The 21,795-nt window shown below is 45.9% G+C and carries 21 protein-coding genes and 1 pseudogene; 8 read left to right on the top strand and 14 right to left on the bottom strand.

Annotated elements, in window-relative coordinates; all coding sequences use genetic code 11:
- Window positions 1-41: 41 nt before the first annotated feature.
- Both L696_RS0110010 and L696_RS0110005 read right to left on the bottom strand, forming a co-directional pair.
- Window positions 42-1,280, bottom strand: a complete 1,239-nt coding sequence (locus L696_RS0110010; RefSeq protein ID WP_245233335.1) for a PTS ascorbate transporter subunit IIC — start codon at window positions 1,278-1,280, stop codon at window positions 42-44.
- A 335-nt stretch (window positions 1,281-1,615) separates the two neighbouring features.
- Window positions 1,616-2,632: a substrate-binding domain-containing protein gene (locus tag L696_RS0110005; protein WP_025683522.1), complete on the bottom strand. Its 1,017-nt coding sequence runs from the start codon at window positions 2,630-2,632 to the stop codon at window positions 1,616-1,618.
- Between the two features lie 220 nt (window positions 2,633-2,852).
- Here L696_RS0110005 and L696_RS0110000 point away from each other — a divergent pair, with 220 nt between their 5' ends.
- From L696_RS0110000 to L696_RS0109990, 3 genes are all read left to right on the top strand, one after another.
- A complete protein-coding gene (locus L696_RS0110000) occupies window positions 2,853-4,049 on the top strand; it encodes a glycoside hydrolase family 5 protein (RefSeq protein ID WP_025683521.1) in 1,197 nt (398 codons plus the stop codon).
- A gap of 100 nt (window positions 4,050-4,149) precedes the next feature.
- Window positions 4,150-4,284, top strand: a complete 135-nt coding sequence (locus tag L696_RS32335; RefSeq protein WP_280740163.1) for a hypothetical protein — start codon at window positions 4,150-4,152, stop codon at window positions 4,282-4,284.
- Between the two features lie 199 nt (window positions 4,285-4,483).
- Window positions 4,484-5,119: a LysE family translocator gene (locus L696_RS0109990; protein WP_025683520.1), complete on the top strand. Its 636-nt coding sequence runs from the start codon at window positions 4,484-4,486 to the stop codon at window positions 5,117-5,119.
- Between the two features lie 376 nt (window positions 5,120-5,495).
- On the opposite strand, the pseudogene nfi reads toward L696_RS0109990, so the two are convergent.
- Window positions 5,496-6,131: pseudogene (gene nfi / locus L696_RS29415) on the bottom strand (deoxyribonuclease V); the annotation flags it as partial.
- Between the two features lie 198 nt (window positions 6,132-6,329).
- The gene (locus tag L696_RS0109985) at window positions 6,330-6,659 is read right to left on the bottom strand and encodes a winged helix-turn-helix transcriptional regulator (protein ID WP_025683519.1); all 330 of its coding nucleotides are present in this window, start codon (window positions 6,657-6,659) and stop codon (window positions 6,330-6,332) included.
- Window positions 6,660-6,791: 132 nt separating this feature from the next.
- Between L696_RS0109985 and L696_RS0109980 the strand changes: the two genes are divergently transcribed.
- Both L696_RS0109980 and L696_RS0109975 read left to right on the top strand, forming a co-directional pair.
- The gene (locus tag L696_RS0109980; RefSeq protein WP_025683518.1) at window positions 6,792-8,009 is read left to right on the top strand and encodes an MFS transporter; all 1,218 of its coding nucleotides are present in this window, start codon (window positions 6,792-6,794) and stop codon (window positions 8,007-8,009) included.
- Between the two features lie 22 nt (window positions 8,010-8,031).
- Window positions 8,032-9,090: an SDR family oxidoreductase gene (locus tag L696_RS0109975; RefSeq protein ID WP_049827328.1), complete on the top strand. Its 1,059-nt coding sequence runs from the start codon at window positions 8,032-8,034 to the stop codon at window positions 9,088-9,090.
- A 4-nt stretch (window positions 9,091-9,094) separates the two neighbouring features.
- Here L696_RS0109975 and L696_RS0109970 read toward each other — a convergent pair whose 3' ends face one another.
- Together L696_RS0109970 and L696_RS0109965 are read right to left on the bottom strand one after the other, a co-directional pair.
- Window positions 9,095-9,676: an NAD(P)H-dependent oxidoreductase gene (locus L696_RS0109970; protein WP_025683516.1), complete on the bottom strand. Its 582-nt coding sequence runs from the start codon at window positions 9,674-9,676 to the stop codon at window positions 9,095-9,097.
- 75 nt (window positions 9,677-9,751) lie between these two features.
- Window positions 9,752-10,336, bottom strand: a complete 585-nt coding sequence (locus L696_RS0109965) for a TetR/AcrR family transcriptional regulator (RefSeq protein ID WP_025683515.1) — start codon at window positions 10,334-10,336, stop codon at window positions 9,752-9,754.
- Window positions 10,337-10,502: 166 nt separating this feature from the next.
- On the opposite strand from L696_RS0109965, the gene L696_RS0109960 reads away from it, so the two are divergent.
- Window positions 10,503-11,444, top strand: a complete 942-nt coding sequence (locus tag L696_RS0109960) for an oxidoreductase (protein ID WP_025683514.1) — start codon at window positions 10,503-10,505, stop codon at window positions 11,442-11,444.
- Between the two features lie 28 nt (window positions 11,445-11,472).
- Here the strand turns inward: L696_RS0109960 and L696_RS0109955 are convergent, their stop codons facing one another.
- Window positions 11,473-12,147, bottom strand: a complete 675-nt coding sequence (locus L696_RS0109955; protein ID WP_049827327.1) for a DUF4183 domain-containing protein — start codon at window positions 12,145-12,147, stop codon at window positions 11,473-11,475.
- Window positions 12,148-12,547: 400 nt separating this feature from the next.
- Between L696_RS0109955 and L696_RS0109950 the strand changes: the two genes are divergently transcribed.
- Complete coding sequence (locus L696_RS0109950) at window positions 12,548-12,961, top strand: DUF4183 domain-containing protein (protein WP_025683512.1); 414 nt, start codon at window positions 12,548-12,550, stop codon at window positions 12,959-12,961.
- Between the two features lie 157 nt (window positions 12,962-13,118).
- Here L696_RS0109950 and L696_RS0109945 read toward each other — a convergent pair whose 3' ends face one another.
- Together L696_RS0109945 and L696_RS31880 are read right to left on the bottom strand one after the other, a co-directional pair.
- Complete coding sequence (locus L696_RS0109945) at window positions 13,119-13,856, bottom strand: cyclase family protein (RefSeq protein WP_025683511.1); 738 nt, start codon at window positions 13,854-13,856, stop codon at window positions 13,119-13,121.
- A gap of 181 nt (window positions 13,857-14,037) precedes the next feature.
- The gene (locus L696_RS31880) at window positions 14,038-14,265 is read right to left on the bottom strand and encodes a hypothetical protein (protein WP_025683510.1); all 228 of its coding nucleotides are present in this window, start codon (window positions 14,263-14,265) and stop codon (window positions 14,038-14,040) included.
- A 488-nt stretch (window positions 14,266-14,753) separates the two neighbouring features.
- Here L696_RS31880 and L696_RS0109930 point away from each other — a divergent pair, with 488 nt between their 5' ends.
- Entirely contained in the window at window positions 14,754-16,037 is a 1,284-nt protein-coding gene (locus L696_RS0109930; protein WP_049827326.1) for a pectate lyase family protein, read from the top strand.
- Window positions 16,038-16,173: 136 nt separating this feature from the next.
- On the opposite strand, the gene L696_RS0109925 is transcribed toward L696_RS0109930, so the two are convergent.
- From L696_RS0109925 to L696_RS0109905, 5 genes are all read right to left on the bottom strand, one after another.
- Window positions 16,174-17,241, bottom strand: coding sequence for an ABC transporter ATP-binding protein (locus tag L696_RS0109925; RefSeq protein ID WP_025683508.1), 1,068 nt, complete (start codon window positions 17,239-17,241; stop codon window positions 16,174-16,176).
- Window positions 17,242-17,456: 215 nt separating this feature from the next.
- Window positions 17,457-18,836 (bottom strand): sensor histidine kinase, encoded by a 1,380-nt coding sequence (locus L696_RS0109920; protein WP_025683507.1) that lies wholly within the window; start codon window positions 18,834-18,836, stop codon window positions 17,457-17,459.
- 2 nt (window positions 18,837-18,838) lie between these two features.
- Window positions 18,839-19,552, bottom strand: coding sequence for a response regulator transcription factor (locus L696_RS0109915; protein ID WP_025683506.1), 714 nt, complete (start codon window positions 19,550-19,552; stop codon window positions 18,839-18,841).
- A 169-nt stretch (window positions 19,553-19,721) separates the two neighbouring features.
- Window positions 19,722-20,240: a hypothetical protein gene (locus tag L696_RS0109910; protein ID WP_025683505.1), complete on the bottom strand. Its 519-nt coding sequence runs from the start codon at window positions 20,238-20,240 to the stop codon at window positions 19,722-19,724.
- A 156-nt stretch (window positions 20,241-20,396) separates the two neighbouring features.
- The coding region (locus L696_RS0109905; RefSeq protein ID WP_025683504.1) for a WIAG-tail domain at window positions 20,397-21,795 on the bottom strand (1,399 nt) is incomplete at its 5' end.

Raw genomic sequence — 21,795 nt, 5'->3', positions numbered from 1 at the left:
TTTAGATAAGTTATTTTAAAAACTTCATAAACCGATTTAGTTTAAAACCAGCGGAAAATAAGCCAAAGTACTCCGGAAAGGGTAGTAAAGTCAGGATCGGCGAACGTTACCCCTTCGGCACCCAAAAAAGAAAAGAGCGGCAAGGTGAGAGCCGGCAGCAGACAGAGCAAAAATCCATTAAGACAACTGGAAATGACAGCTCCTCTGAAACCACCGCTGGAATTGCCGAATATCGCGGCTGCACCACCAGCGAGGAAGCAGGCCATGATCCCCGGCACAATGACAGGCAATCCGACAAGCGGGAAAAGAAAGACGCAGGCAACGCCTGTGAAGAAGCTGACCAAGAAGCCTACCAACGCGGAATTGGGTGATTTGTCGAACAGTACCAGAACATCCACACCAGGGATTGCTCCAGGTGCGAACACTTGGGAGAACCCTTTGAAAGCGGGTACAATTTCGGTTGTGAACAGCTTAACACCTGCTTTTGCAATATACAAGCCGGCAGCAAAAATAGCTGACTGTTCGAGGATGAAGACGATATATTCTTTGCCATCCGATAATTTGCTGACATAATCAGAACCAGCAACCAGTCCGGATACTAGCAAAAGCACAAGCATCGTCAAGGTTGTTGCAACATTGGGGTCGCGCAAAAAACTGATGCGGTCATTAATTTTTACATTTTCGGTGTCATTTTCACGGTTGCCGAAAACTTTCCCTAAATAGGTACCTAGAATGTAAGAGGTCATGGAAGCGTGAGCAATCGTATATTCATCCGATTTGATAATATTTTTGCTGGCATTCCGGAGCAGGTAAGGGAACACCGCCATATAGCTCCCGATTACCAAAGAACCGACGATGATCGTGGTCAGCGAACTGAGACCCAGACCTTTCATAACGGCTGTAGCAGCAAAGCTCATGAACAGAATCAAGTGAAGAGACAAATAAATGTACTTGAACTTGGTCAGGCGTGCAAGCACGATGTTAAGGATCATGGAAAAGAGCAGAATGAGCGCAGCATCCGCCCCGACCTGATCAATGGTCAGTGCCATGATGGCTTCATTGCTTGGTACGACACCTTTAAGGTTGAACGCATAAGAAAAAATTTGGCTGAAGTTGGTGAGAACGCCTCCTAAAATTCCGCCGCCGACCTTGATCATGGTAAAGCCCATGAAAGAAAGGGTAGTCCCCGTAATGATCTCTGATACTTTCTTCCTCTGGAATATAAGGCCGAGTAATGTCACAATCGCGATAATAATGGATGGCTCCCTGATAATACTCATAAACATTTCCATAGTGATCTCCGACTTTCTTTCATTTATTTTTCATTCTTACTAAATCGGTTTAGTAATACTTGAAAAAAATTTCCCTTCCGGGAATGTAAAAGAAGCAGAATAAATCTTGTGAATTAGGTCACAAACAAATCCATAAATTATTCGTTTAAGATTCATTCCTCCCCTCTTTCTTAAATCGTAATCATCACTAAAATCAGGAACATAAAGAAATGAAAAGGTATTCATGACTCGAATCATAAGATTATTATAGCTCTTTATTTTCTTTTTACAATAGAATTCATAAAACGTTTTCAAAAAGATTAAAAAAGACTTATTCAAATCATTCAGTTCAGTTTTTGGACAGATTCTCTGTGGTTAATGGCCGGATTCAATCGAATGATTTCTGACAGCTCCTCATGTTCTTTTTGATCAATTTTCTCCAGCAGCAGCCTCGCACTTCTTTTCCCCATTTCAAAGCTCGGCTGGGAAACGGTTGTGATCGGCGGATTATAAAAAGACGCAAAGGATACATCATCTATACCAATCAAGGAAAAGTCATTAGGTATGGTCAGATGGTTATTTTTTGCATAAATCAATACCTGCTCCAAAATCATGTCATTCGTAGCGATGATTGCGGTGGGCGGATTTTTCATGTGGAATAGTTGTCCAATAAGATTGGACATTTCATCCAACCTGCCGCTTTTGATATAGTTTTCATTCACTGGTATGTCATGTTTGCCCAACGTATTTCGATAACCTGACAGCCGCTCACTTCGTGTGGTGATCGCTTTTTTGCCTAAGGGAAACGTGATAATGCCAATGTTGTTATGACCATGCTCAATGAGTGCTTCAACCGCAAGCTCGCTGGCCTTTTCATTATTCAGCAGCACCGTGTCTACGCTGATTTCATCAATTTTTCGGTCCACAAACACGAAAGGATAGCCATTCTTGACAAGGGAAACATATAATTTCTTGTTCTCTTCCGTCGGGAAAATGATAAGTCCATCCACTTGCCGAGCAATCATCGACTGGACATACTTTTTCTCTTTGAGCGAATCATCATCGGTATTACAGACAATGACCTGGACATTTTCCAGTTGGCATTCATCCTCAATTGCACGCACGACTTCTGTTGTAAATCTCGATAAAATGGTTGAAGAAATAACACCCACAATGAAGGTCTTCTTCTGCTTGAGACTACGTGCCACCTCATTGGGTATATAACTGAGATCCTCAATCGCTTGCTCGATCTTCTTCTTGGTGTTTTCACTCATATAGTTGTATCTCTTATGCAGAAACTGCGAAACTGTACTTTTCGACACCCCTGCACGTTCTGCAACTTCCTTCATCGTTGTTACCATGGTTACCCTCCTTTCTTTTTCTGCATGTCAGGCGTGTTGATTTTAAATATATATATTCTGCAACCTGTATGTAAAGTGTATTTCACTTTATTATATACCTTCTTGTACAGAAATCTTAGAAATATACGAATTTTATGAACTTGCTTGATGGAAGATTTGAACATAAAATAAAATTGTAATCGGTTACAAATATATTCAAATAAAGGAGGAAGCAAAAAACATGAAGAAAAAAGGGTTGAAAAAAACATTTTTCGTCATTGCCTCCCTCGTAATGGGCTTCACACTGTATGGCTATACTCCCGCTTCGGCAGATGCAGCCAGTGTGAAAGGATATTATCACACCCAAGGAAACAAGATTGTAGACGAATCCGGGAAAGAGGCGGCATTTAACGGCCTGAACTGGTTCGGTCTAGAAACCCCTAATTACACCTTGCATGGACTGTGGAGCCGCTCAATGGACGACGTACTGGATCAGGTGAAGAAAGAAGGCTACAATCTCATCCGTCTGCCTTACAGCAACCAGTTGTTCGATTCCAGTTCCCGTCCGGACAGTATTGATTATTCCAAAAATCCTGATCTGGTCGGATTAACTCCGATTCAAATTATGGACAAGCTGATCGAAAAAGCTGGACAACGCGGTATTCAGATTATCCTTGACCGTCACCGTCCAGGCTCAGGTGGACAATCCGAGCTGTGGTACACGTCCCAGTACCCTGAGACTCGTTGGATTAGTGACTGGAAAATGTTAGCTGAACGTTATAAAAACAACCCTACCGTCATTGGCGCGGATTTGCACAACGAGCCACACGGTCAGGCAAGCTGGGGTACAGGCAATGTCTCCACAGACTGGCGTCTGGCGGCACAACGTGCAGGGAATGCCATTCTGTCCGTGAATCCGAATTGGCTGATTCTCGTAGAAGGTGTGGACCACAATGTACAAGGCAACAATAGCCAATATTGGTGGGGTGGCAACCTGACAGGTGTAGCCAACTATCCTGTCGTTCTGGACGTACCAAACCGTGTCGTATATTCTCCGCATGATTACGGTCCTGGTGTATCCTCGCAGCCATGGTTCAACGACCCGGCCTTCCCGTCCAACCTGCCAGCGATCTGGGATCAAACCTGGGGCTACATCAGCAAGCAAAACATAGCTCCGGTGCTGGTCGGTGAATTCGGCGGTCGTAATGTTGATTTGTCTACTACTGAGGGCAAATGGCAAAATGCACTCGTAGACTATATTCGTGCCAACAACCTGTACTTTACGTACTGGTCCCTGAATCCGAATAGCGGCGACACAGGCGGTCTACTGCTGGATGACTGGGTTACCTGGAATCGTCCGAAGCAGGATATGCTGAGCCGGATTATGAAGCCTGTAACCTTCGTAGCAGCGGAGCAAGCGAAAGCAGCAGCCGAATAAGCCTGTCGCCTGCTCCGCGGGTGTATGACAACGGCCCATCCTTTGGGCATTTGACACAGGAGGTCGAAATCAGTACGATTTCGGAAGCATGTGTTAACGAATGACCACATTTTTGGGATTGGATTCGGTGCTGATGTTTCTGGCCGTAGCACTTACTGGAGACCATTACGCCGCTGAGTGTGTAGCTTTTCTGGCAGGCTACCCATGTTTTTTGCTGATTGTCGTGAATGAGTAACTACGTGGTAGCCTCATTGTAAAAGCCGCTTTTCCCCCTTCAGGATCAGGTCATGCCAGACCTATGGAGGGGTGAAAAAGCGGTTTTTTAGGTAAACTTACATATACGTATAACAGATATCGAGGATTGACAATGAGCTATTTACTGAATTATCATTACCTTTTAATGTATTTCATAATGAAGAGGTGGTGCTCACAAAATGTTTGGAATCGTAAATTATGAAGTATTTTTGCTAACTGGAATCCTCCTAAATCTAATTCCTGGTGCAGATACAATGTATATAATTGGGAAAAGTATCGCACAGGGGAGAAAAGCCGGTGTGTATTCTGTTTTCGGTATCATTAGTGGTTCTTTGATCCATACGTTGTTAGTTGCTTTTGGTTTATCAATTATACTTACAAAGTCAGTTATCTTGTTCAACATAATTAAAATAATTGGAGTTATTTATTTGGTTTATCTAGGAGTTAGAATGTTATTGGATAAAACAAATGCAAGTTTTAGTGCATCTGAATCCAATAAACAACACAGTAACAGAAAAACATATATACAAGGGATGTTGACAAGTCTTACGAATCCCAAGGTTTCTTTGTTTTTCATTGCCTTTCTTCCACAATTTATTGATACACAGGCTTCTGGTCCCATTCCATTTATCCTTTTAGGGCTTACATTTTCGTTCACCGGATTGTTATGGTGCTTGTTTATTGCCTATTTTTCCTCTTACATTACCCAAAAAATAAAAGTCAACCAAAGGCTTGGCAGCTATTTAAACAAAATAACCGGGATAATCTTCATCGGATTAGGATTAAATCTTCTTCGAGCAAAGGCTTCTCAATAAACCTGAATAATTGTTCTCAAATGTTCCACTAACAGGAACGTTTTTGAATTCATCATGTGACCGCCTATAGCTAAATGGTGGTCATATTTTTTTCAAGAATCGACACAGTACAATAACAAACTAAGCTTTCTCTCCTTCTTGACGCTCCCCTTCCAGTTTTACACATTGTAAATTCCCCATCGAATGGGAACCCAGCACAGTCTGTTTTTTATCCCTATGCATTATTGGGGCCCTGCCGGTCTAGCGATAGGATTTATTCTAATAATTGCATCGATATTTACATAACGTTGATTGCAAAACATGAGCCATTCCGAACACCACAATGCGAGCCAGTTGCTCCCATTGTGGTCTTTTTCCTTTCGCAGGTCGATTATGATCAGATACCGCCATGGTTTACCTGTAATAAAGCTTTTCTCACAAGCTGGTCAGCTTGTCGAGTTGTCTCAGGTAAGCGATATTGTGGACAGAGCTTTAATATCCAATTGCAAGCCGTTTCTAATGAAATACGATGACCTACGGATACAAAAAGAGGTTTAATGCTTTCCTGAATTCTTAACACTCCGCCGATGATCTCCTCCTGGTCAACTAATAACGAGCATGCCCCTCGTTCTTGAGAGGGTTCTTTGAAATCACCCCACAGCCTCGTTTTACCACATCCGATTGTAGGAATATCAAACATAACCCCTAAATGACTAGCTAGTCCGAATCGTCTAGGATGAGCAACTCCTTGTCCATCGCAGACGACTAGCTGAGGAGAGGTCTTGATTTGCTTAAATGCTTTAACTATAGGCGGTAGCTCCCTGAATGAAAACAATCCGGGGATATAAGGGAATTGGTCAGAATCTTCAACTACTACAGATTCCACTATATGTAGTGAGCTTGCATCTAAAATGACGATGGCCGCAACTAAGAGATCACTTTGTTCACTGTATGCGACGTCTACCCCAGCAACATATTGAATTTCTGGGAATTAATATTCTTTTGTAACTTTTAAAGATAACTCCTGCTGAACTCCAAGCCATGTTCACCACCATAGATTAATACCACCTTCTACGGGAAAGGTTATTTTCATTTACACAAACTTCTTGACGCTCCCACTTGCGAAAATAAACGATGCTAAACATGTATAAAATTGAATGAATCTATATCACAAATATATAACAGCCCCCAATCTCTTAATGAAAACAATGACTCGCTCAAATTAACCATTCTACTCCAAGGCTGCTTTCAGCTTCTGATGATCCTGTCCCCACTGATTCATTAAATCCAGCAATGGAACCAGGCTTTCACCGTACGCGGTCAATGAATATTCCACTCGGGGCGGAATCTCGGGGTAGATCTTTCGTTCCACCAGTCCATTAGCCTCAAGCTCTCTGAGCTGATATGTTAATACTTTTTGCGTAAGCCCTGGGATCAGGCTGGTAAATTCACAGAAGCGTTTGGTGCCGTTATGCATATGGCAGAGCAGAAGCAGCTTCCACTTCCCTTCAATAATTCCAAGTGTCACATTAGCAGCGTAATCCGATTCAGCGGGTCTCAATTTTCCCTACTCCCTTCACAATACTTACTTCAAAGAAACTAGCGCGAAATAAAGTGCGTACTTCTCAACTTCCTACCTCTCCAGCATAATTCATTGTGCAAGTGAATTCAAAAAAAGAAAGGATGAGGCACAGTGAATACAGTTTTAAGCGGGCAGAAATCCAGTTCGCGTTTTCCCCTTGCCATTTATATGTTAATGATCAGTGCATTTGCCATTGGGACAACGGAATTTGTCATTATGGGTATCCTGCCAGAAGTCGCGGGGGATCTTCATATTTCCATTCGTAAGGCAGGCTCGTTGGTCTCCATATATGCGCTCGGTGTGGCTATTGGAGGCCCTCTTCTGACCATTTTAACCGTTCGTTTGCCGAGAAAGATATTGCTTTTGGCGTTGATGGCCTTATTCGTCGCTGCCAATGTTCTTAGTGCGAATGCACCCAGCTATACGGTGATGATGATCGCTCGTATTCTTTCATCTTTTACACACGGTACTGTGTTTGGTGTCGGATCTGTGATTGCAGCGAAGTTAGTAAGCCCCGACAAGCGGGCCAGCGCGATTGCGATGATGTTTATCGGCGTTACTTTGGCCAACATATTAGGCGTTCCGCTCGGTACTTTTATCGGTCAAGCGTACGGATGGCGTGCACCCTTTTGGGTCGTCTCTTTGCTGGGAATCTTTTCTCTGGTTGCACTCGCCATTTTCATTCCCAAATTAAACAATGAACAACCGCCTAACTTCAGACAAGAGCTAAGTGTGCTTCGTAACCCACAGGTGCTACTCACGTTGTTGATGACCGTTTTCGGATTTGGCGGTGTGTTTGTCGTGTTTACTTACATTTCCCCTCTACTCACCGAGATTACAGGCTTTCAGGAGAGCACGGTTACGCTCTTGTTGCTATTGTTTGGCGTAGGACTCACGCTTGGGAATATTGTAGGGGGCAAACTATCTGATCGAAAGCTCCTGCCCTCCTTAGTAGGAATACTGATTCTGCTAACCATGGTACTGGGACTCTTTACATTTACAAGCCATAGCCCTTGGGCAACCGTCATTACAATTTTTGTCTGGGGATTTGCTGCATTTGGCACTGTGCCCGGATTTCAGATGCGTGTGCTGGACAAAGCCAAATTCGCCCCCAATCTGGCGTCCGCTCTCAATATCGGTGCTTTTAACCTCGGAGGTGCGCTGGGTGCATGGCTTGGCGGGATGGTGCTGGAAAGTCCATTGGGGCTTCAATCTCTTCCCTGGGTAGCCGCTGTGGTTACACTGCTTGGCCTCTTCGTCACGCTATGGAGCTGGCATGGGGATGATAAAGATAAGAACTCGAAGAAACAGAAAACCTGCGTCGTTTGATATCCAGAAAGGAGCATGTATCATGTCCAAAAAAGTAGCACTTGTCGTAGGCGCGACTGGGATTATTGGGAGTTATATTTTGGAGCATATCAGTCAATTGGAGGATTGGGACGCCATCGGAATTGCCAGAACGATTCCAGACCAGCATCCAGAACGATATGTAAGTATGGATCTGTTAAATGAGGTAGACATTCAGGAAAAATTAAGGGGGATACCAGAGGTAACTCATATCTTTTATGCAGCCTATCAGAACTTTCCGGCTCTCTCCAAAGAACTAATAGAAGTAAATACAAGTATGCTAGAGCATGTTGTAAAAGCCGTGGAAGAAAGATCCGGTTCTCTGCAAAGAGTTATTTTGATGCAAGGAGCCAAGGTGTACGGTTCTCATCTGGGGAAGTTTAAAACCCCGGCCAAGGAAAGTGATCCTCGTCACCTTCCTCCAAACTTTTACTATAATCAAGAAGATTTCTTGCGAACGCACCAAAAAGGAAAAGCATGGTCTTGGACGATACTCAGACCTGATGTGGTCGCTGGATTGTCCATAGGGAATCCGATGAACCTCGCCATGCTGATTGCCGTATATGCCTCGATTTCCAAGGAATTGGGGCTGCCGCTCCGCTTCCCCGGAAAAGAAGGCGCGTACCGCGCATTAGTACAAATCACCGACGCTTCTTTACTGGCACGCGCCTCCGTCTGGGCAGCTACGCAGGAGCATACCGCTTTTGAAGTTTTCAATGTGACGAACGGGGATGTCTTCAGATGGGAACATATATGGCCCCAATTTGCCGAATGTTTCGGAATGGATACTGCCCCTGTGCAAACCATTTCATTATCTGACATGATGCCACTGCAAAAGGAAACCTGGGATGCTATGGTACAAAAATATGATCTACAGCCTACCCCTTATGAAAAAGTAGCCGCTTGGCCATTTGGCGATTTAATATGGGGAAGTGAAAATGATGTGATCACTGATACGACAAAAATAAAACAATTTGGTTTTCACGAAGTTGCCGACAGCGAAACCGTATTTCTCGATCTGTTCGCCCAGTTCAAAGATCAGAAGCTGATCCCTTCATCATGAAAACTTAGCTCATGCTTCGTCCTAGCTGCTCGACCTTGCTCAGCCAATCGTTGCGCTGTTGATCTGATAATTTATTCATGAGAGCAATTGTAGTAGAACGCACCGGTTTGACACCGCATAAATGCAGCGTGGAATCCTTCATCATCCGATGCCCAGGCTGTCCCTGGAAAAATCGGTAATACCAGCCCGGTCCGTCCATCGTAGTAATGAGGCGGGCCGTTCTGCCTTTTAAGAGCTTGTCAGGCATGGATTTCCCTTTTTGATACTTAAACGCAAATCCCGGCATAATGGTACGGTCAATGAAACCCTTCATTAATGCAGGCAAGCTCCCCCACCAGATCGGAAAAACGAAAACCAGATGCTCCGCCCACTTAATGGATTCCTGAGCCTTGATTAAATCCGGTTCCAGCGGCAATTTATTGCGATATCCACCTAACAGATTAGGATTAAAGTCCAACGCGGACAACTGCAATAAACGCACCTCAGCCCCCGCAGCCTCCGCTCCTTTTACATAGGATTGAGCCAGCGCTTCTCCATAACTGCCAACGACCGGATTTCCCTGAATAACCAATATCTTTTTAGACATTCGAGCCACTTCCTACCCTCATATTTTATTTTTTAGTTAGAAAACACTAACTTTATATTTAAAAAGAAAAGGTCACTACTGACCTTGACTTAATAAAGCGGTTAAACGTTCCTTGACCTCCGTTGCAAACGGAATAAGCTGCTGGGGCAATTCACCCTCCAGACTGGACACGGACAAGCGTGTAATGGCTCCAATAATGAGCGTACCGGATAGCTGGGCATCCTGCTTGGGCAGTTCTCCGTGCCGAATCCCCTGCTCAATAAATTCGACTAACGCCTCTAGCGGCTCCCGGACATTCGAGCTTTGGCTTGCCTCCACATATAGCTCATGATGCTGTGATAACAGAAGCAGACCATACTGATCTTCATCGTGCATCACAAGCACCTCGTCCACCAATTGATGAAAACGGCTAATGAAGCTCCCGCTCTGCTTGCGATAGAAGTCAATCAACGTAGTGTAGCTGTTGCAATACTGCCCGAATACTTCCAAGGCCATCGCATCTTTACTCTTAAAATGCTTATAAATCGCGGCATCCGTCACACCGGCAGCCTCCCCGATTTCTTTGACAGAAATGCCATCGATGCCCTTGGTCGCAAATAAGCGCATAGCTGCTTGCATAATATCCTTCTTCTTGCTATCTACATGTGTTTTCTTGTTCATAAACATATAGTAAGTGATAACTAACTAAATTGCAAATAATATTTATGCAACTCTTCCTGTCTCCACATCCCACCTTAAAATTCATTGTTAATATCAAAAATAACATTATTTTATAAGTTAAAATGGTTAATTTAAAATAGATATGTAACCAAATAAAAACCGGATTATGATGTCACCCATGGGTACAGTTTCAGCTAAAGAAGATGGAAAAGCAACCGATTGGCATACGCTGAATTACGGCGCTCGGGCGCTTGGACAGGTGGGGCTGGTCATGCTTGAGGTACATGCGGTTACCCCGCAGGGGAAAGATTCGGGTAGCCTCAGCTTATGGAGCGACAAGCACATCGCCCCGCTGCAAAAAGTCGTACAAGCCATCCATGATCAAGGCTCCAAAGCTGGCCTCCAGCTCTGGCACGTCGGGCGCAAAGGCTCATTGCCTCAGGAAACAGCTGTATCTGCCTCTGCTTTGCCTCACCGCGAACGGGCGACCCATGCGCTGTCCATTGAAGAAATTCATAACCTTGTGCTTGCCTTCAAGGAAGCCGCCAAGCGGGCTTCGCAAGCTGGAATAGACGTCATTGAGCTACATGCGGCACACGGATATCTGATTAACGATTTTTTGTCCAAGTATACCGATCAACGGGAAGATGCATATGGTGGCTCGGAAGAGCGACGTTATCAATTTTTGCAGCAGATTATTGATGAGATTCGCTTGGTGTGGAGCGGCCCGTTGTGTGTGTGGATTTCCGCTGACGAATATAGCCCACTAGGCAATGGATTACAGGATTCCATTCAATATGCCCACTATATGAAAGCACAAGGTGTAGATTTGATCGATGTCAGCACTGGCGGTGTATTGCCGGACGTGCCGAGCGTGTATCCGGGCTATGAAGTACCGTACTCGGAGGCCATTCGTCAGGCTGCTGATATTCCGACTGCTGCCGTAGGACTGATCACTCACGGGATTCAGGCAGAGGAAATTTTGCATAACGGTTGGGCTGATCTGGTGGCGGTAGGACGGGAACTACTGCGTAATCCATTCTGGCCTAGACAACAGCTCGGTGTCCGTATGGAAGGACCTGCGCCATATAACCAGTCTTGGTTTTGAATAACCGTACATCGTATAGCGTGCTGTATTACGCACTGTATCGCGCCCTGAATTGAACGATTTCCACAATGATAGGGGTACCGGAGTGAATCGTTTCTCCTTCGTCGAGATGAATCGTCACCGAAGAAGGCGTCAGGCTATACAGAGTGCTTTCTTGTATCATCCCGTTAATATACAAATTGGCATAGCTGTTACTTCCGACATTAAATAGCGGAGAAGCCTCTTGGGCTCCATCAACAGAGAATTGATCCACTCTGATCGTGACCGAAGATTGAATATCCTCGGGGGCAAAATAAAAATACCGTTCAGCGGTAGGAACAATTTCAATATCTGCAATGTCGAATGCCGGGCCGGAAGGACCTGTTACACCCTGCGCTCCCGTTGAGCCGGATACTCCCTGTGTTCCTGTCGGGCCCTGTATGCCCGTTGCACCTGTCGCTCCTGATATCCCTGCACCTACCGGGCCCGGAGTTCCAGGTGCTCCCGCTGCTCCGGGTACACCCTGCGCTCCTGCCAAACCCGGAATGCCTTGTGCACCTGTCAGTCCTGGTGGACCTTGCACACCCGGCGAGCCGGTTACGCCTTGCCCTCCTGCCGGGCCGGACTTACCCTGCTGCCCTGCCGGACCCGGCATACCTTGCTTTCCCGTCAGGTTTAATCTTCTGCGCCGTTTGGCAGGAACGCTACTATGCTGCCGATGCATAGTCAGCTTCGGATGTTTTTTGAAATGTAACCTCGTCTTTCTTCTACGTCTGAATTTAAAACTTGTCTTACATTTCTTACGTCTGATGAATCTGTAAAGTACGGTTCGCTTTCCATGCCTTCTTCGTGATGAAGCGCGTTTGCCCATACCAGCCGTTTACACCTCCTTTTCTCATCTCTATGATATTGTATGCACATTACCCTGTAGGGTTTTGGGCATTTGCAGTAGTCCGTTATTAGTGAATCGCTTCCATCTATATTTGCAGTAAAATGAGGCTTCCTTCATCCACCCTGATTATTAACATAAAGGTTAATATGCCGTTTCCGAATCTGGATCACACTCATTTATTGATTATGAGCCATTGCATGGTTCAAACCATCCAAGAAAGGAGATGAGCCCCATGCCAATCATAAAACCTGTGTATACAGCAGTAGCTACTGCCCCCGTAGCCTCCGGTGGTGCTGTAACCACGACCATTACCCCAGCCGTGACTCGTTTTTTTGCAACGATTACAGCCGGAATGATCGGAGCTACAACAACAACCGTTCCTGCTGCAAGCTTTGTAGATGACGCTGATGCTCCAGTAGTTGCTTTGCCGACATTAACGGCTACGGATTCTGCTAATTATTATATTAACGGAGTTATTCAGCAGAGTTCCTTATTCACCCTAAGCACAGCAAGTCTGGTCATTGCCTCCGTGGATATTACACCGGGTGTTCCAGTTGTCATAGAAATATCAGACTTTAGCGGCACGACCTCCACCATCACAACACAGCCTACCATCTCTGCTCCTACCGTCACTATTATCACTTAAGCTATTCCACTATTTAGATTCAAGCTGGACTGAGCAATCAAGCACACTGTTCACTACCCCGAATAATCCATAAAAGACCGGTTCAGATATATCTGAACCGGTCTTTTATGCTCAAGATGATTGTATAATCGTATTCAAACAACCCGGTATCAAATGATTAAGGCAAAATAGCAAACGAACGCACCGGAAATCCGGGGGAATCCTGAATGCTCGGTACGATATTATAAATGACAGCACCCGTCGGAGGCAGCTTGTCTAAATTCGTCAGCACCTCAACCTGATAACGATCCTGTTCCAATATGTAATATTCCCCTACCAGCTTGCCTGCTTTGCGATAAGCAACGGAGGAATCGGTATCCAGCGTTTCATGTCCGATGGCTGCGACATTCCGCTCCTCTACCAAAAAGCGCAGCGCATCCAGCGACCAGCCCGGGCAGTGTGCGTCTCCCGTTGCATCCTTGTTCGAAAAGGCCTCCGAATCAGGCCAACGCTTGCTCCAATCACTGCGAAAGGCTACAAAAGCTTGATCGACAATTCGTCCATGCTCCTTCTCAAAAGCCACAATGTCGGCAACCGTAAGCTCATAGTCGGGATTAGTGGCCACGGCTGCTGAACGGTCAATAACGATCAGCGGCAGAACCAGCTCCTTCAAGGAAAGCTCATGCAAATAACGTTTGCCCTTCACAAAATGAACTGGTGCGTCAATATGCGTGCCATACTGCCCCGGAAAATAGTATTGCTTCACAAAAAAACCATCGTCATGAGTAAACAGCGTGTCAACCTGAACATTATCGAATAGCGGAAAATGAGGAATTTCAGGATAAAAGGCGTGGGACAAATCCACCCACTCTTTTTGCTTCAATAACTTCAAGATATCTGCTAAGTGCTCTGCCATGATGCCCATTCCTCCTCAGCTTTATTATAAGAATTGTTTTGATTTTTATTGTACCTTAACATTCCATTTGTTGATATTGATAGAGCCGCTACCGCCGAAAATTTCAGTACCGAATTCCACGCTGCTGACGAATTTCGCGTTACTCATCCGTTAGCTTTAATGGAATAGTTCACCCTGGTGTTCATGTTTTTATTATCCCACAGACGTACGGGTAACCCGCTGCCTGGTGTATAATCCGCTGTCCTTGCCCCCACACATTATTAAATACATAGTACTTGTTATTGGCAAAATGAATTTTGTCCGATGGGGTGGACGAGGAAGCTGCCGAGGCGGTCATAGCGGGGACGAGCAACAGGACTGCCAACGCAGCCAGCCAAAATCTGCGATAAAATGAGCGTTTTCTTAACATTTGATATTCCTCCTCTTGGATTGAAATCGTTAACATTCTCAACTAATCCATGCTCATCTCCATTTGCTTAGTGTAAGACCTATTGTTAGTGTTGTTGTAATCATACATATTTTATAATTTTTACCATTTTTAATATAGCATGAAGTTTGTTGGCTTCCCAGTATTTTTCCACGGAAAGCGAGGATTCCGAATACGGAAAATAATGATTTTTCGAGTAAAAAATATAAAAACAATTCCATATATTCATATATACAATTCCCATTTCATGTGATTGTTAACGTTTTCATTAGTATAACTTCACTATGAATGGAAAAAAGTAGGGGTGCATTGTGTTATGTAAAATTTTCGACAAAATTTTTAGTATGTAACTTTTATTATATTAACAAATACTGGAACAAGAAGTATGATAGAAAATGTAGAAACCACAGGAGCACCCGGGACTCCCTTCGTTTATCTACTCCACTAACCCCATATACGGAGGTAACTTTATGAAAAATAGATTTTCACTCGGCATTGCAGCAGCTCTGCTGTTCACTACCCTTGCTCCTCTTGGCACTCCCGCTCATGCGGCAGGCGATATTGGTCAGGAGGTGCTCGGCAGCACGAACGGATGGGCAGCCTTTTCTACAGGAACGACAGGCGGATCTGCAGCCACAGCTTCCAATATTTTCACCGTAACGAATCGCAAGCAATTAGTCGATGCTTTGGGCAAAAGCAGCAATAGCACGCCTAAAATCATTTATGTCAAAGGCACGATCAACGCCAACGTGGATGACAATAACAAACCATTGGGATTGAACGATTACAAGGACCCTAAATATGATTTTGACGCCTACCTCAAAGCATATGATCCATCTAAGTGGGGGAAAAAGCTTCCTTCCGGTACATTGGAAGACGCGCGTAAAGCTTCACAGAAAAATCAGGCCAGTCGTGTCGTCATTGATATTCCGTCCAATACAACGATTGTTGGTCTAGGTAGTAATGCCGTCATTAACGGCGCGAACCTTCAACTAAAAAGTGGGACAGACAACGTCATTATCCGTAATATTGAATTCCAGGATGCCTACGATTATTTTCCTCAATGGGACCCAACGGACGGCAGCACAGGCAACTGGAATTCGGAATATGACACCATTACAATTAGCGGCGCCACACATGTATGGGTAGACCACAATACCTTCAATGATGGATCTCATCCTGATAGCGGAAACGGTACCTATTACGGTCAAGAATACCAGCATCATGATGGACTTCTCGATGTGGTTAACCAAGGCGATCTAGTTACGGCTTCTTACAATCACTTTTACGATCATGATAAAACGTCGATTATTGGCAACAGCGACAGCAAAAAAGCAGATGAAGGGGCTTTACGTGTAACCCTCCATCACAATTATTATGAAAACACAGTACAACGTACACCACGCGTACGGTATGGACAAGTCCATCTGTACAACAATTACTATACAGGTGATGTAAAACGCTCCGAATATCCTTCACTGTATATCTGGGGTGCAGGCAAATCCTCCAAAATTTTTGCTGAAAACAATGTCATCGACGTTGCAGGCTTGTCCGCAGATAAAATCGTATCTGTCTTTGGAGGCACAGCCCTGTCCGACACAGGCACTCTCCTGAATGGACAAGCCGTAAATGCAGGCTCCAGTGCGGGTCTTAGCTCCTCTGTAGGCTGGAAACCATCGCTGAACGATAAGATTTCCCCATCCGCCAGCGTGAAGGCAGAAGTCACTTCCCAAGCCGGTTCCGGCAAGCTGTAAAAAAAATGCCCCGCTAACACAAACAACCACAGGCTTTCATAACCTGCGGCTTCACACCAAAAGGGCTGTTCCCACCGTAGATTCTTCCACGGAGAGAACAGCCCTTCTTCATTTTCTAATCATTTTATATTACACACTAACCGCCGTATTGTTCCACCAGAATCGGCTTTTCAAATGCATTATCCAGCTTGCGAAGCTTGGCCTTTACCGCTTCTGGCGGCTCAACCGCAGGTGCATCCGGATGCAGCAACCATGATTTCACAAAGTGCGTGTCGGATAATTGAAAGAGCGGAGGCTCTTTTTCAAAATCAATCTTCATCGCATAAGCACTGCGGGCTGCAAAAGCATCTCCTACAGGCGGATGAAGCAAATCAGGAGGTGTTCCCGGAATAGCTGCCAGCTTCTGACCATGGCTGTCCAAACTTGGCATAGAAGCGAGAAGGCCCCATGTATATGGATGTTTTGGGTTGTAGAAAATTTCATTAACCGTACCTGTTTCCACGATTTGTCCTGCGTACATAACAGCAACGCGATCTGCCATCTTCGCTACTACACCGAGGTCATGGGTAATAAAGATGATGGAAGTATCAATCTTCTTCTGAAGATCCTTCATCAGCTCCAAAATTTGAGCTTGAATCGTTACGTCCAGCGCAGTTGTCGGCTCATCGGCAATCAGGAGCTTCGGATTGGCAGCCAGTGCCATCGCGATAACGACACGTTGACGCATACCGCCACTGAACTCATGCGGATATTGGTTAAAACGCTGCTCCGGATGAGGAATACCTACCAGATTAAGCAGCTCAATACCCCGTTTGTGAGCAGCATCCTTGGATATTTTTTCATGCTTGAAAAGCACTTCCGTGATCTGCTTGCCGACTTTCATCGTCGGGTTAAGCGAGGTCATCGGGTCCTGAGAAATCAGTCCGATTTCCTTACCACGAATTTTCTGCATCTGCTTTTCCGTTTTATGAATCAGCTCTTGTCCGTCAAAAATAATTTGACCCTTCTGATAAATACCGGGAGGGGTCGGAATCAGCTTCATCACAGCCTGTGAGGTTACACTTTTGCCTGAGCCGGATTCGCCCACGATCGCCAGCGTCTCTCCTTTATTGACATGAAAGTTTACGCCACGAATGGCCTGCACTAGTCCCTGGCGGGTCTTGAAAGATATCGTTAAGTCCTTCACTTCCAAAAGGCGGTTCATCTCATCACTCTTTCATTTATTATTAACCACTATTATTGACCACTATCTAAAAAAACGACGTTCAAGAGTCAAGGTATATACGATTAATTTTACTCAGTTTAGTACCCGCCAGTCAAGCTATATCTGCAATAATACCTAAAACCTGTCATATCGTGTTACATTCACGGGATGTTTATCCAGAAAAACGATCATTTTTAACCATTTCTTGCACTCATTTATAACATGCGTTGAATATAGCTGAACCTCGCTCCACCCAATGGCGAGCGTGTGCAGATCAGTTCCCCGTTCAGCCGGGAGGCAATTTGACGGCAAATAGCCAATCCCAGACCTGTGACACCGTTCGAGCCGGTATAGAATCGTCCGAATACCTCAGCCGCCTCTTCTTCGTTCAAACCTTCTCCGTCGTCATCCACATGGATTACCCATACGACCTCCGGTGTCGTTCCCGCCTCCAAATGGATAACAACCTCGGTAGAGGTATGTCGAACCGCATTTTGCAACAAATTCAGCATCATGCGGAATAACTGTTCAGCCGGAACAGCCACATGCAGTCCCTCGCCTTCCACTCGAAGCGAAACAGAACGTTCAGCAGCCACTGGCATCAGTAAATGAATGGCCTCCTCTGCCATGCTTTTCAGATCAATCAATGAGACAGGCCATTCTTCATCCAGCGCCTCCAGCCTCGATAGCTGAAGCAGCTTTTCCACCATGTCAATCAACCGCTGTGACTGTACTTTAATGATACTCAGCCCTTCGTCCTGGGAGACCACCTGATCCTGAATGGCGTATACGTAGCCCTGAATGGACATTAACGGTGTCTTTAGCTCGTGAGATACATTTTGCAAAAATTCAATTTGACCGTGGTGATGCTGCTGGATACGGGTGGACATCGAATGGAAGGTACCGATCAGTTCGCCAATCTCACTTTTATCCGCTTGTGGAAAATCACTGTCCTGCGGTTGATTCGGCTCATAGTTGCCTACGGCCTCCTTCAATCGTTTGAGCGGGCGCACCAAGCGTGAAACGACCATCAGTCCAATAACGAGAATGACGAGAAAGCTCGCCACAATGGATAGCAGCGTGGTTCTCATTAATGGCACATATAGCGCTCTTAAAGAAGACAACGGAGAATATACAAATATGCGAAAAGGCTGCCCGGGCAGTTCTTCATTTGTAAACAGTATCTTTTTACCTTGGAGCACGGCCACCCCTTCGTGTGTAGAGGCCAGATCGCGAGAAGACGGATGAACCGATGCAAAAAATCCCTGCCGGATCAACAGTAATTGTTCTATCTTCTTGCCCTCCATTCCGGAGACGCTGGAATGGACGATGCGGTTATCCGTGCTTAAAATAAAGTAATTGGCAGACAAAAGCACACCTTTGATGACATAGTTAAACTCAGCGCTGTCCAGTCGGTCAAAGCCCCCGTCGCTCATTATATGGACCGCTTTACGTGCTTGATCATGAAGCTTGGATTTGGCCTGATTGACGAGAATGTCGTCGATGAGCCTGATGAACAGGAACAGCGTTATACAGACGGTAATGAGCATCGCGAGGGACAGGGACAGCAATATTTTAGCTCTCATCGTACGCATGGCTACAGCTCCTGTACCGTTGCTTTATACCCGAACCCCCATACAGTGTTAATGACAAGCGTGGAGTGATATTCCGCCAGTTTTTTGCGAATACGTTTGACCAGATCATCTACAACTCTCACATCACCGATAAAATCATAGCTCCACACCTGCTGAATCAGATGCTCTCTGCCAAAAGGTCTTTCCAGATGATTTGAAAGAAACAGCAGCAGATCAAATTCACGTGAGGTCAGATTCACCTCTTGACCGTCCACCGTAACCTTACGGAATTCAGCGAAAATACACAGATTGCCCGCCCGACATACATCTCCGTCTGTCTCTACCGCCTCCTTATCGTCCGGTGCAGAGGTTCCGGCCTTGGTCAGCCGCAGCATCGCTTTGACTCTGCCAACCAGCTCCCGAGGATTGAACGGTTTGGTTAAAAAATCGCTGCATCCCAGCTCCAGCCCGTGAATACGGTCACTTTCTTCCCCGCGAGCGGAGATCATGATAATCGGCATTTCCGTAAATTCGCGCAGCTGAGTCAGCAGGGAAAGCCCGTCAACTCCGGGCATCATGATATCGAGAACAAGGCAATCCGGACGGTCGGAACGGATATGCTCTACCAGTGTTTTGCCACTGGAAAAGGAAGTCACCTCGTAGGATTCCTTTTTCAAATATTCAGATATTAATTGCAAAATGAACACGTCGTCATCTACGACTACTATTTTCGTCATGGCCTTAACCCCTTGCCGTTGATCTGGATGATTGTACCCTCTCTATAAGCTTAACAGAAGCCCAGCAAAATAGACAAAAGACGGGTATACCGTTCCCGGTCCCGTCTTTTCTTATCATAAATCGCTGCTGTATATGTCAGGCGAGCTGGAAGCTAACTGCGCTCCAACCTTATTTCTTGGTTGTTACTGTTTTAGCTGCTGCTTTTGGAGCGGTTTTCACTGCTGTTTTTGCTGGAGCAACTTTTCTAACAGGGGCTTTAGGAGCCACTTTTTTAGCTACAACATGATGTGCAGCAGTTTTGTGAGCAGTTGCTTTTGTTTTTACGGCATGGTGTTTTTTCACATGATGTTTTTTCACATGATGTTTTTTCACATGATGTTTAACGGTATGGTGCTTCGCTTTTACTGCTTTTGCTTTGTGGGCTACTTTTTTAGCAACCGCTTTTTTGACTGGAGCTTTTTTCGCTTTTGTTGTTGATTTATGAGCTATTGCAGCTTTTTTAACAGGTGCTTTCACCACTGGTGTTTTTGTCGCAGGTGCTTTAGTAGCCGGGGTTGTAACCGCCGGGGCTTTCGTTGCTGGTGCAGTTGTGGCTGGAGTTGCTGTAGCGGCGAATGCACTGCTTGCTCCTCCCAATACGCTTACTACGGTCAATACGGCTGCTGCATTTTTAGTCCATTTTTTCATGATTGTATCACCTCTCCTTTAAAGTATCTTTAGCTTATCAGGAGAATTCGGGATAATTGTGGAACAAATGTGTGAAAAGTATATGAAAAAGCGTGCAGCCCCGTATTCAGAAAATACATGAGTCTGCACGCTATGAGTTTTATACAATTATATTCACTAACCGATGGCAATCCAGGAAACAATACCGTAGTTATGCGCGGTTTCGTTCCACTTGGTTACTACGATTACTGCTCCATCCGGTGTTTGTGATTTCAGTGTCGCATGAAAGAGAGGATGGTTCGTCATCGCTACCAGCGTATAGTCCGGGTTCATAAAAGGCTCTGCGAATATAATGGTCACTTCCGTCTCTCCTTCGCTACCCTTCAAAAGAAACGGCGCTCTGCCGAACTGCTGCAATGCGGACTGATTGGCACAGGTACGAACCGGGGTGATGCTCAAATGCTCCGGCTTCACTGCGTTCAGCTCCAGCTCACGTGAGCCTACGGAGCCTTCCGCCAGATGATGCCCTTCGATGCTTCGCTCTGCCAAGTGATGGCTTTGTATTGCAGCGGCTTGTAAATGCTCTGGTCCCACGGCTTCGGGGCTCAGCACCTCACTGTCGACAGCTTGAACTTGCAGATGACGGCGGGATACACTCTCCGCCTGAAGTCTGTCACCACTGACGCCTTCCTCCGGCAAAAGTCCCGACAGATGAATATCTGTGGACAACTGAGCCATCGTCACCACGCCTGGCTTCAGGTGATGCGTATCAATCACTTCCGCTCCAATGTGTTGGCCTTCAATGGCTTCCTCTGCCACATGCCGGGACTGTACCGCTCCATTTGCAAGCTTGCCAGACGTAACCGCTTCTTCTTGCAATGCGTCTTCCGACACCACCTGCCAGCCAATATGCTGCTGCTGGATGGCACCTGCTTGCAGATGCTCCGACTGGACGGAATCCAGCGCGATATGCCTTGATTGCACCGCCCCTTCTGCCAGCGCCGATTCCTGTACCGACCCATCGGCCAGGTGCCGGGTGTGTACGGCTTGCTCGGTCAAATGTGTGGAGCTTACGCTGGCTTCCGCCAGATTCGAAGCACGCACCGCCCGAAGTGCAAGCTTCTCTGCGGTCACGCACCCCGCCTGGAGCGCGTGAACAGACACACTCCCCGGCGCGATATGCCGGGTCAGCACTGCCGAAGCCTGCAAATGGGCAGAGGTGACAGCTTCAGGGGCCAAATGGTCCGAATGGATGACTTCCTCTGCCAGATGGTTTCCTTGCACAGCTTCGTCCGTAATGTGCCACGGCTGGACCGAGTGGGCAGACAGCTTGGCGGCTGTCACGCTCTCATCTGCCAGTTTGTCGGACGTAACAGACTCATCCTGCAAGGCATCGGTTGATATCGCCTGTGATGCGATATGCACGCCCTGAATCGTTCCGATGTGCAGATGGTGCGGCTGGATGGACTCCGGTGCGATATGCACGGACTTCACTGCTCCCTCTGCCAGCGCTCTGTCTTGGACCGCTCCAACTGCCAAATGGTTTCCTTGCACAGCTTCGTCCATAATGTGCCAC

Source organism: Paenibacillus maysiensis, from assembly GCF_000520815.1.
GTDB classification, from domain to species: domain Bacteria; phylum Bacillota; class Bacilli; order Paenibacillales; family Paenibacillaceae; genus Paenibacillus; species Paenibacillus maysiensis.
This window is presented reverse-complemented; position numbering and strand designations above follow the sequence as displayed.

What these genes read in the sequence shown, in the direction of transcription:
- L696_RS0110010 (WP_245233335.1), bottom strand. Translation starts at nt 1,280, where the DNA reads ATGAGTATTATCAGGGAGCCATCCATTATTATCGCGATTGTGACATTA.
- L696_RS0110005 (WP_025683522.1), bottom strand. Translation starts at nt 2,632, where the DNA reads ATGGTAACAACGATGAAGGAAGTTGCAGAACGTGCAGGGGTGTCGAAA.
- L696_RS0110000 (WP_025683521.1), top strand. Translation starts at nt 2,853, where the DNA reads ATGAAGAAAAAAGGGTTGAAAAAAACATTTTTCGTCATTGCCTCCCTC.
- L696_RS32335 (WP_280740163.1), top strand. Translation starts at nt 4,150, where the DNA reads ATGACCACATTTTTGGGATTGGATTCGGTGCTGATGTTTCTGGCCGTA.
- L696_RS0109990 (WP_025683520.1), top strand. Translation starts at nt 4,484, where the DNA reads ATGTTTGGAATCGTAAATTATGAAGTATTTTTGCTAACTGGAATCCTC.
- L696_RS0109975 (WP_049827328.1), top strand. Translation starts at nt 8,032, where the DNA reads ATGTCCAAAAAAGTAGCACTTGTCGTAGGCGCGACTGGGATTATTGGG.
- L696_RS0109970 (WP_025683516.1), bottom strand. Translation starts at nt 9,676, where the DNA reads ATGTCTAAAAAGATATTGGTTATTCAGGGAAATCCGGTCGTTGGCAGT.
- L696_RS0109965 (WP_025683515.1), bottom strand. Translation starts at nt 10,336, where the DNA reads ATGAACAAGAAAACACATGTAGATAGCAAGAAGAAGGATATTATGCAA.
- L696_RS0109960 (WP_025683514.1), top strand. Translation starts at nt 10,503, where the DNA reads ATGATGTCACCCATGGGTACAGTTTCAGCTAAAGAAGATGGAAAAGCA.
- L696_RS0109955 (WP_049827327.1), bottom strand. Translation starts at nt 12,147, where the DNA reads ATGCATCGGCAGCATAGTAGCGTTCCTGCCAAACGGCGCAGAAGATTA.
- L696_RS0109950 (WP_025683512.1), top strand. Translation starts at nt 12,548, where the DNA reads ATGCCAATCATAAAACCTGTGTATACAGCAGTAGCTACTGCCCCCGTA.
- L696_RS0109945 (WP_025683511.1), bottom strand. Translation starts at nt 13,856, where the DNA reads ATGGCAGAGCACTTAGCAGATATCTTGAAGTTATTGAAGCAAAAAGAG.
- L696_RS31880 (WP_025683510.1), bottom strand. Translation starts at nt 14,265, where the DNA reads ATGTTAAGAAAACGCTCATTTTATCGCAGATTTTGGCTGGCTGCGTTG.
- L696_RS0109930 (WP_049827326.1), top strand. Translation starts at nt 14,754, where the DNA reads ATGAAAAATAGATTTTCACTCGGCATTGCAGCAGCTCTGCTGTTCACT.
- L696_RS0109925 (WP_025683508.1), bottom strand. Translation starts at nt 17,241, where the DNA reads ATGAACCGCCTTTTGGAAGTGAAGGACTTAACGATATCTTTCAAGACC.
- L696_RS0109920 (WP_025683507.1), bottom strand. Translation starts at nt 18,836, where the DNA reads ATGCGTACGATGAGAGCTAAAATATTGCTGTCCCTGTCCCTCGCGATG.
- L696_RS0109915 (WP_025683506.1), bottom strand. Translation starts at nt 19,552, where the DNA reads ATGACGAAAATAGTAGTCGTAGATGACGACGTGTTCATTTTGCAATTA.
- L696_RS0109910 (WP_025683505.1), bottom strand. Translation starts at nt 20,240, where the DNA reads ATGAAAAAATGGACTAAAAATGCAGCAGCCGTATTGACCGTAGTAAGC.